The sequence below is a fragment of the Chitinophagales bacterium genome, from assembly GCA_017303835.1.
Lineage (GTDB): Bacteria > Bacteroidota > Bacteroidia > Chitinophagales > Chitinophagaceae > JAFLBI01.
Genome location: JAFLBI010000001.1, coordinates 2,001,191 through 2,012,246 on the forward strand (window position 1 = coordinate 2,001,191; position 11,056 = coordinate 2,012,246).

Annotated in this window: 7 protein-coding genes; 1 reads left to right on the forward strand and 6 read right to left on the reverse strand. The window is 43.0% G+C overall.

The features are described 5' to 3' along the window. Nucleotides 1-68: 68 nt before the first annotated feature. From J0L83_09030 to J0L83_09055, 6 genes are all read right to left on the reverse strand, one after another. Nucleotides 69-1,625: a phosphatase PAP2 family protein gene (locus tag J0L83_09030; protein ID MBN8664704.1), complete on the reverse strand. Its 1,557-nt coding sequence runs from the start codon at nt 1,623-1,625 to the stop codon at nt 69-71. Nucleotides 1,626-1,627: 2 nt separating this feature from the next. Next, a complete protein-coding gene (locus tag J0L83_09035) occupies nt 1,628-2,617 on the reverse strand; it encodes a hypothetical protein (protein MBN8664705.1) in 990 nt (329 codons plus the stop codon). A 24-nt stretch (nt 2,618-2,641) separates the two neighbouring features. Then, on the reverse strand, nt 2,642-3,967 hold the full coding sequence (locus J0L83_09040) for a vanadium-dependent haloperoxidase (protein ID MBN8664706.1): 1,326 nt from the start codon (nt 3,965-3,967) through the stop codon (nt 2,642-2,644). A gap of 99 nt (nt 3,968-4,066) precedes the next feature. Further along, nucleotides 4,067-4,630, reverse strand: a complete 564-nt coding sequence (locus J0L83_09045) for a hypothetical protein (protein MBN8664707.1) — start codon at nt 4,628-4,630, stop codon at nt 4,067-4,069. 20 nt (nt 4,631-4,650) lie between these two features. Continuing rightward, the gene (locus tag J0L83_09050; protein ID MBN8664708.1) at nt 4,651-6,549 is read right to left on the reverse strand and encodes a glycoside hydrolase family 65 protein; all 1,899 of its coding nucleotides are present in this window, start codon (nt 6,547-6,549) and stop codon (nt 4,651-4,653) included. A 162-nt stretch (nt 6,550-6,711) separates the two neighbouring features. After that, the gene (locus tag J0L83_09055; GenBank protein MBN8664709.1) at nt 6,712-10,023 is read right to left on the reverse strand and encodes a VCBS repeat-containing protein; all 3,312 of its coding nucleotides are present in this window, start codon (nt 10,021-10,023) and stop codon (nt 6,712-6,714) included. A gap of 110 nt (nt 10,024-10,133) precedes the next feature. Between J0L83_09055 and J0L83_09060 the strand changes: the two genes are divergently transcribed. Next, on the forward strand, nt 10,134-11,054 hold the full coding sequence (locus J0L83_09060) for a hypothetical protein (protein MBN8664710.1): 921 nt from the start codon (nt 10,134-10,136) through the stop codon (nt 11,052-11,054). The last annotated feature ends 2 nt before the right edge of the window (nt 11,055-11,056 follow it).

The following is an 11,056-nucleotide window of genomic DNA, read 5'->3' on the forward strand; positions in this document are numbered from 1 at the left end:
ATGCGAGTCTTGGCATACTAAAGTACAACATCATAACTGCTTTGCAGTAGAGTTCAATACCGAACTATTTAATTTCCTGCGCCATCGGCTTGCGCTCTCAGTATGGCATAACCACCTACAGCATTACCACATTTCAATCCTTCTTCACAATCACTTCTGTAATGAATAGCGCCATACAACCTGGAAAGCGAGGCTTCCTTCGCCATTTCAGTAAATGCATTGGCTTTAGCTGGTATCAGATATCCTAGTATCGTAGCTGCAGCCCCACTAAATGTAGAGTGACCTGAAGTATATGAAGGAAAGTTGGGTAAACCCGTCAATGTTTTAATGGCGGGGTTCACTTGTGAGGGACGCGGATTATAATAGGTGTATTTCGCATCCCAACAAGCAATAGCCGCATCCATCAAAGACATGTTGAGGAGGGCCATGTTTCTTGCCCAACGTACTTCGCTCAAATTCAGTTTCACCATTTCTTCAGCAGCAATCGCATTCCAATGGCCCGGAGGAGTATAAGTACCTACGCCATCGGCCCAGAAATGCACGATACGAATACGCTCGCGTGTTGGATTCTGACTATAGAACAACACTTCTTCTGTTTCTTTTCTGAACTGTTCAGATTTGGTTGAAGGTGGCGGACCTGGTCTTACTTTAGTAACCAGCGTAACAGAATCAAACAGGAATGGCCGTACTCTTCCGAAATAAGGCAGCATTGGCGGACGCTTGGGAGCTTCCTGACTGATCCATGGGGTTTCTCCTTGATTGGTGACAGCAGTCTCAAACTCGCGCCAGAGATCTACACCATTCACAATACCGACTGCAGCACCTGCTCTGTCGGTTCTTGCTCTTGCCACAAATCTTTGTGCAACAGCTTTACCCAAAGCTTCGCCAGCTTCTAAATCATTTCTCGTATTCGCACCGGAAAGCAATCTGGCTCTTCTGTGTTCTTCAGCTTTTTGCTGAACAAATGCCTGCTCACCGGGAAACAAGAGTTTCATCATTTCCACTGTAACACCATAAACCACCGCATCTTCTGATGGATAAGCAGGTGTAGCGTTTTGCGGAACCATGGCCTGAATACCATTATCCAATTGATATGGCGCTGCGCGATTGTATTGTTGCTTATAAAAATACGCTGCTACTAATGCATCGTACTGTGCGGCACTGATATAGGCATACGCACGTGCGGCATATGGCGGATTCGCAAATGGGAATAATGGATAGGCCAATGGGTTATTCGCACTAGGAATTGGATAGGTACCATCGGGATTCTGGTATGGCGGCAGATTATATTTAGCCACCAATTCACGCATAATTTCGTTCCAACGAAGCACTGCACCTGCGCTCCAGTATTTAAGTGATGCTTTATCTGCTTCCGTGGCATTCTTTTGCCATGATTTGATTTCACTCAGCTGCGCGATAAAATCAGGCGTTCCTGTTGCCATAGGTGCAGGCACAGCAATCTCGTTAGCTGTGTTGAGTAATATGGGTTTCCAGGTACCTGCATTTACATCTGTTCTTGCCGGATTTAATGCAGGAAAATCTTGACTAATATCTTCTATTTGTTTGTTGCAGGCTGTGATCAACAATACCATGCAACTGCTGAGGATGATGCTAATTTTTTTCATGGTTATTGTTTTTCAGTTGACACTTCTTTTGTTTTCTTTTTCTTAGCAGGAAAATCAATGATGTAGAATACGCCTGCTGCAAAAGCATTGGCTTGTCCCATATTTCTTCCGGCTACTGTTGTAAATGCATTACCGGTAAGTGATAACCCATCCAGGAAAACATCCTCATACTTGAGGTTAATACCCAAACGTGTTGCGTTCATTCTATTGGAAGGGAAGGGCATATTGTTTCGGGTAATATCAAAACCGCCAAGGGTGGTCCACTGATCGGCTACTGCTTCTACAATCCATCCCTTATCACGGAAACCTGCCCGCCAGTTGAATTGCAAAGCATCGGGCATGTACACTTCATTGGTGTAATGCATTTCGGTGGTATAATATGCCATCCTATCGATAGTGATATTACTTCTATGCACATAAGTACCACTGAATGTGGTAAACCAGCTTCCATACTGATAGTCTACCATACCACGTAAAGACAATGTCTTACTACGCAGCCCTAATGACAATGGCAGATAATCAGCCACATAATTGGTTAATGGTGCAGATGCACCACCTAAAGCATATACAGAGAAAGTGTGTTTACCCCATTCTTTTTCAATAGGCATCCATTTTACCCAAAGAGATAAATCCTGAATACCATTATGGCCTTTTAGTTGCCCTGCAGAAGCTTTGGTTTGAATATAAGGAATACCAAATAGCAGGTTGAGTCTTCTGTTCACACCATAGTTGCCCATGATGCTGACAGACTGAGTAGATACAATACCCAGATTTTCATTATTTCTTTTCAGCGTGCCTTCCCAGTAATTGGTCCAGCTGCTGTTACCATACATGATACCTGTACAAAAATTACGCTTGCTCATCATGATGGCGTCAATATCGGTCTGCGCCTGTGTGGCGCCTGCCGACAAACATACCATAAGCACGAGCACAATACGACGGATGGAAACATAAGATACCCTTCCGTCTTTACACAAAGACTGATGATTCATAGCAGTGTTTGAAAATGAAAGAACTTATTTCTTCATCTTCAGTTTCTGCACCAGGTAACCGCCAACTTTTCTACCCATATCTGTACTCTCGATACAAGATGGGTGAAAATGGATACCACCATAGAAACGTGCCCAGTTGTTCTCATCCGCAGCATGACGGAAAGATTTGAAAGAACGATTGGGAATACCAAAATCTAACTCTGTAGAATCAGTGAAAGCAAAATTATCTCCAAACACACTGGTTAAAGCCTCAGCAGCAGCTGAAGAAATAGTAGAGTGTCCGCAAGTGTATTCAGGGAAAGCCGGTGTTTGCAAATAAGGCGCCCAGTTTGGATCAATATATTTGTTGATTACTGTTTCAGGACGAACTGTATTGTATTTGTATTTCACATCCCAGCATTGAATGAATGCATCAAACAGGGCGATACCTGTTTTAGCGATGGCATACACTGTTTCCGGAAAATCGGCTTTAGCTGTTTTAGCTGCAATACCTGCAACACTCATCCAGTGACCTGGAGGAGAGAATTTCTTGGTACTAAACATCACGTGTCCAACCACATTCATTTTAAAAGGATTGTCATCCCAGAATGCAGCAATATGCTTCTGTTCGTCTGTTAAACTATCCACCGCATTTTTCACTGCCATTACTTGCTTGTAATAGGCGCTGTTCTTATTGGTAATATCAAAAGGAATGGGTGGTGGCGGCATAAACTGATCGGAAGAATCCAGCACCATTGGTCTGATCGTCTTCCAAGCAGGTTCTACAGCAGAAGCATACATGGGTGGGGTAGGTACCCAACGGCCCGGTACATCCATGACTGTGTATTTTTCTGCACTTCTTGTTTGCGCATAATTGTCTTTCTTACTCCAGCGAATAATTATTGCTGCTACACTGTCTGCAAAAACCTTGCTGGCTTTCTCCACTTTGGAAGGCAGACCTTTTTCACGTGCCAGCGCTAAGATGCTGTCGCGATAATCGCCCATACTTCCTTCAGGGAAAGTTACCGCTTCACCAACTTTAATAAAAGCCAATAAAGCAGCCAGCTCAACAGATACATTTTCTTTATCTGCTATTTGCAGACTTTGCTGTAAACCATTCAACTGGCCAGCCAGTGTTTGATATTTATCGGGATAACCTGCTGCAATAGCTTCATATGCAGCAACTGAAGCATAACCATAGTTACGCGAAGCAATCATCGGCGGGAAATTATTCCCCATCACCACATTATTCAATTCGTACACCGTGTTACAAAATAATTGCGGGTCTTTCAAGTAAGACTGATACGCATTATTCTGTTTACACGCACTGATACCGATGATCACAGCGATCATCCAAACAATTTTCTTCATGACTGGATATTATACGCTCAAGAAATACAACCGGTACTACACCGGTTACACAATGGAACTGAAGGCAACGTACAAAGCGTACGTATGCTGTACAATGATTTATATCAGGTTTATTTCCGGCGGTTGCGCAGGGAGATTGAAATGCCCGGCAGCACAGGCTTCAGCTGCATGAACCCACAGCAAGCCAGATCTGATAGTGACCATCCTAAACGGATCTGTCTCGATCTGTTGCTCATAATCGCTGAGGACTTTCTTAAAAGCCGGCGCATTGTTTACAGGCTGCTTACTATCAGAAGCGCGCTGCATATCGTAGGCCAGTTGGAAAAACGCATCTCTGGCATTTTGTAATCTTGCTTTATCGCTGTTGGGGATGCATTTGTAAATCATGCGTCCCTGCGCATACTTGCGCTCAACGTACTTATAGTGAGTACCATCAATCACTACATCACCGTCTACACGTTCAAAGTTTTCCCAATCAGTTGTATACGGGAGATCAAGAGCTACACTTAATTCAATCAATTGCTGCTGATCATATTCACCAGCATCCAGTCTCGCTTCTAATTGCCTGTCCGAACGCTGCTGCAAATGGTTAACCAGCAGTTCGTATCCATACCAGTTAAACGCCAGCATGGCAATGAGTAATATGGCGAGCAGTTTCTTCAAGCAATCCGAAAATAATGAAATTATTTCACCACAAAAGTTTTCTTTTCAGGTCCTACCCCTGTGATCTTCAACGATTTCCACTTGGCCGGCAGCACAGATTTCAGCTGGGTAATTCCCTGAGGGGTGATCTCTAATCCGCCAAAACCCATCAGCATGGCCTGAATAATACCACCGGCCCCTGTTGCGAAATACGGATTGGTACCCCCCTTGGTTTCTGCAATCACTCGGAAGGGTGGATTTAGGTTAGGAATGTAGGCATCACGGAACCAATGATGTGCTTTATCTGCATCACCCAACCGGGCATAGAGCAAAGAAAATACGGCCTGTGTCATGGCAGGTGTGCCTTCATTGGGTACACGGGTTTCATAATAATTCAGGTCTTTTTTAATGGCTTTGGGGTCTGTGACTTCTTTCAAAGGATAAGCGAGCAAGTTTACATCGGCCTGCTTAATACCTTCTCCATTATAGCTAGCATGCTCTCTGGTAACACCATCTGCAAATTTGAGGATGGGAATATTACTCGCTACATGCGCCCAATCCGGATCAGCAGTAACACCCAAAAGTTTTGCTGCTTCTGTTGCAAACTGCAAATTGGCTTTGGCCGCAGCATTGGTGAATGCATTGTTGTTGACGTTCTCGGCCCATTCATCTGCTGCTACTACATTATTGATATCGTATTTACCCGAACCATTGCGCTCTACCCTGCTGGCCCAGAAATCAGCTGTAGCTTGTAAGATAGGCCAACCCTTCTCGCGTAGCCATTGCTTATCCTGTGTTACACAATAGTAATTCCAGGCAGCAATACCCACGCAGGCAGTGATATGATGCTCAAACGGACCACTGAGCGCCCATACAGGTGTTTCTTCCACACCTGTTTCTGCACTCTCCCATGGATACATCGCACCTTTATACCCTTTGCTGAAAGCATTGCGCTTAGCAGCTTCCAATCTTTTGAAACGATATTCAATCATGCTCTTGGCCATGCCGGGCTGCAACACCAATAAAGATGGATACATCCACAATTCTGTATCCCAGAACACGTGGCCGTTATAGCCCAATCCACTCAAACCCATTGGCGAAGGTGAATAAGCATTACCGTCACGTACGAATGAGTACAAATGATAGAGCATACTGTGTACATCCTGCTGTGCTTCTGCATCGCCTTCAATTTGAATATCACTTTCCCAAAGTTTATCCCAGGCCTGATGATGAAACTGCAGCAAACGATCTCTTCCTTCCAGCTTGGCGAATATGGTGAGACGTTCTGCTTCATTCAGCGGATCATCATGATGCGCAGATGTAATAGATGAACCAGCAATAGAAAAACGATAGGTCTCTCCTGCTTTCAGTTGTTTGCTGAACTTAAGCAGGTGCATATTATTGTCCCACATTTCATGAATCACACGCGGTTCTTTGCCATGCGCTTCGCCGAAAAGAAAAGTATTGGAAGCACACATGAGTAATTTACCGGTAGGACTTTTTGCGGAAGATGTCAGCAGACTGATGGTTACATGCGGACGATCGATTTCATTGTAGTAGTTCTGTACATCACGCAATGCATCCGGTGCTTCCATCACACTGGCACCACCGATAGTGATGTCTTTCTTAGGCGTGATGGTTACATCCATCAACACCGTATAAGGCAGATGACGCAAAGAGTAGTATGTGTATTGCACACTGGCTTTATCGCCTACATCAAACTTAGTGGTGAAAGCAGCTTTGCGCATATCTAACTCCTGCACCATATTTTTTGCAGTGGAAGCATCCACGCGCCTGCCATCAATATCCAAATTCATATTGAGCAGATTGAAGCTGCGCAGGAAATTGCTAACCCTGCCACGGCCATACTGATCATAGGCACCAGCAAGTACCACATCTTTCACCTTGAAAGGTTCAGGTGATGATACAATGCCAATCATACCATTGGCTACCGTGATACCATAATAATTTCTTGGATCAAAATTGCTGGCACTGATCTTCCATGGATCTTGTGCAACAGTAATTGCTACCAATAATATTGCCAATAGGGAGCAGAACAATCGTTTCATACGTATGCATTAAGTGAGTACAATTTATCAAATCTATTGCTGATTCCGAAGCCTGAAAACCAATACGGGTGCATGGTTGCGAACAGCTATTAAGGCCCGCTCACCCTTAATGGTGATGGGCTGCAATTGCCTTATTTGTCCTTTAATAGCCAAGCCCGGTAAAACAGACGCCACCCATTGTTGATTACGCCAATGTAGTAAGGTACCAAAGTCTGCATCATAGCGCCCCATCTCTACATTATTTTCATAGAAATTTCCAGCTAACATGATTTGTCCCTTGCCTGCATAAGCAGACCTGAAAGGTGATAACTGCGCTTCCCATGGCATCAACTGAACCGTGAAGTTGCCTTTGCCATCATTGATGAGCAGGCTATTGGCCATCCAGTTGGCCTCATATACAGTCGCATTACCCAATTTATCTGCAGGCAATAATTGCGCTAAGCTGGCTTTAGCAAAATCTTCTGCGAAGAGAAATTGCTTTTTTAGAGAAGGCAGCTTTTTATCGAATTCCGCTTTATTGGCAAAGGGTATTTCTTTTCCGCCAAGATAGTAAGTGAGTATTTGCTCTTTCTTTCCGTTACCATCAAAATCATTGTAGTACATCCGTACCGGCTGAGCTTCACTAGCTTTCAAACGAGTGTTCCAACCAAGATTACCTGCAATCAAGTCCTGATCACCATCTCCATCAATATCTGCAGCAGAAACAAATTGCCACCAACCTTTTTGTTTGATGAGTGATTGCTTTTGATACGATTGGCCCTTTTTAACATATGCATCAATACCTCCCCATTCGGTAGACACAATTAATTCATTTTGCTTGTCGCCATTGATATCTGTCCAAACAGCACCCGTTACAAAGCCGGCATCACTCAATGCTGGAGCAAGACTTGCTGTCGCATTTGTAAATCTTCCTTTTCCATCGTTGAGTAATAAATAGGAAGTTGGTCTTGCACCGTATTCCCAGGGCACAGCTCTTGCACCAATAAACAGATCAGGAAAGCCGTCTTTGTTGATATCTTCCACTGCAATACAAGAAGCAGTGAGGTAAATATTGTTGAATGCATCGGCCTGTACATGAAGATTGCCTTTACCATCATTCAGATAACACCTTGGTTGCTGATGCGGATCATTACCAAAAAACTCATTACCACCTGAGGCTGTGATTAAGTCGGGATAACTGTCTCCGTTCACATCGACCCATACCGCCGCTACTTCTTCGTAAGCGGAATCAGCAACCAATGCGGGTTGTTTCATTTGAGTAAACTGTCCCGCACCATTTTGCAAAAAGACCGCCGGAATACTGGTTTTAGATGAGCCGATGAATACATCTTCTAATCCATCCTGATTGATATCTGCCACCGCTAGCGCCGGACCTTCACGAGAAACCATATGTGGCATCAATGGCTCGCGGTCGAATTCTACAAAATCATTCTCAGTATGCTTATATACTAATTTGGTAGCTGCAGTAATATCTTCTGCGAGCGCTACAGTCTTGGCTTGTAATCTTGTAAAATCAAACTTGGGTAACCCTTTCTGCCAGCTAAGTGACAGTTGCTTTTCTCCCTTCCACTGAATACGCTGATAGGTTTGATCAGGCCATACAAGTAAAATTGAATCAGGCTTTGCACCTTGCATACCGATCAGCATGGGCACCTGCATGCTTGATTGAAATCCCTTCACCGCATAATTCAGATAGGTACGTGTTTCATTTTGCTGATACACCAACACCTGCGCACCAATAGCATTGCTATTATTCTTGCTTCCTTTTAATGTAAGGGACAAATAAGCTGCTGGTTGCTGATCATTGAGCTTATTCTGATATATCATTACGGGATCAGCGATATTATTCACCACAATATCCAAATCACCATCATTGTCTAAATCTGCATAGACAGCCCCGTTGGAGAAAGTAGGTTTGTCATTCTTGATACGCGGTGCAATATCATCAAAAGCTACATCGCCTTTATTCAAGTAAAACTTATTCGGAATCTTAATTTCCGGATAGCGATTGATGAGTGAAAAGTCTTTTTCAGTAACGGAGCTAGTTCTAATGCGCGACTGCAATTCCTCGTTGGACACAAAATTTACATAGTCAATATCATTCAACCTTTTGGGAATACCGTTTGAAATGAAGAGATCTTTCTTACCATCATTATCAAAGTCTATGAAGAGTGTGGACCAGCTCCAGTCGGTTGCAAACACATTGCTATATCTACCTACCTCACTAAATAGTCCATTCTTTCGGTTTAGTTGCAAGTTATTTCTTGTGTACTGATGCTGATAGCCGATACGAATCTTCATGTTAAACAAATCATATGCATCTTCACCCAATGAACGTTTCAGGATATAAGGATCCTGAGGCAGCATGTCTGCAGAAATGATCTCAGGATAAGCATCATTATTGATATCCGCTACATCTACACCCATGGAATACTGACTGGTATGCATCAGCATATCACCTGAAGCATCGTGAAACCGACCATTTCGATCATTGATATAGAGATAATCATTCTCGTGAAAATCATTCCCTACATAGATATCCGGCCAGCCGTCCAAATTAATGTCCGCAACAGCCACACCTAATCCATAGCTAATCGCAGAGCTTTCAATGCCGCATTGCTTGGTAACATCGGTAAACTTCTTTCCATCGTTTCGGAATAATCTGTCACCAGAGAGCAGATGATACTTACCAAGAAACTGACTTCGCGGACCAAATGTGCCATTCTGATGAACCGAATGATTCAGTAAAAACATATCCAAGTCGCCATCCAAATCATAATCCAAAAAAGCAGCCTGTGTGCTGAAACCTGAAAAATCTAATCCATATTCAGTCGACTTCTCCTCAAACCGCGGAATACCATTTTGAATACCAGTACAAACCAATAGCTGGTTATGACTCTTTAAGATTTCATAGTTACCAACGCGACAAACATAGATATCGAGCAGGCCATCATTATTGATATCAACGACTGACACACCAGTTGACCAAGCACTGTCTCTAGGTATACCCGTTTGAGCAGAAACATCTTCAAATTGAAGCTTGCCCTTATTTAGGTAAAGTGCATTGGGCTGCTGATTGGCCGCAAAAAAAAGATCCGTTAACCCATCTTGATTGAAATCACCAGCACCTACGCCGGCACCATTATAAAAATACATGTAGGTAAACATGTTGAAATCGGGCTTTGGCGTAAGCATATTGCTAAAGCGAATTCCGGTTCGCTCAGATTCCAATAGCTCAAACAAAGCTGTATCCTGCTGCTTAGGATTATCAGTGCAAGCACTGAAAAAAAAAGCAGCAAAAAGAACGCAAACGATTGCAAAGCAGTACTGCGGCTTCTTACACATGAACGAACAATATAGTGACGAATTTAACCAAGCTGTTTTGACACACCTAATTTTCGCAAAAACCTTTTGAAATAAGTATTTTGCAAGCCTAATCAGTTGAATGAACGGCTATGAAAAAAACTTCTTTGTACACAGTATCTACCTTGCTGATTGTTACGCTGGTGCTCTTGATCATTCCTTTCAAACGACAAAAAAAATATGAAGCCACTATAGACTGTTCTACGGATGCAGTAACCCGTTTGATGGTAAATACCAAAGAATGGAAAAAATGGTGGCCAGATCAAATTCTGAGTGATAGTGTTGTCCTGTTTAACGATACAAGATTTTATGTACAATCAGTTTTACTGAATGGCTTTTATGCAGTTTCAGACAACAAGAAAACAGCAATAGAAGTACAGTTTTTACCAGACCTTAAGAACCAAACCAAGTTTGTTGTAATTGGCACTCAAGTATATTCCAGTAATCCACTGAAAAGAATTGCCCAACTATTTGGCAGCTATGCCCAACAAAATGCCAAGCAGTTATTGTCAAGCCTGCAGCACTTTTTTAGTCGCACAGAGAATGTCTATGGCTTCAAAATAGAAAAGACCAAAGTGAGTTTACTTAATTGGATGTCTGCCAAAAAGCTTTTTGCGCAACAACCAACCACGCAGGAAATCTATGCAGTGATTGAAGGATTGGAAAAATATATACTGGCGCATAACGGTGAGATTATTGGAGCCCCCATCATGCATATCCGCGAGTTAGCTCCCAACCAGTTAGAACTGATGACTGCTTTACCCGTTACCGAAACTGTTCAGCCCAATGAACAGTATTCAGTAAAACAAATGGTTCCTGGATTTATGATTATCGGGAAAGTAAAGGGCGGCCCAACTACTGTAGAAAATGCTGAAGCATCTCTAGAAAATTATATCAGGGATTACCGTAAGCAATCACCTGCCATACCTTTTCAAACCTTGATTACAGACAGAAGAAAAGAGGCTGACAGCAGCCAATGGATCACACAGGTGAACTATCCTGTATTTGATTAATA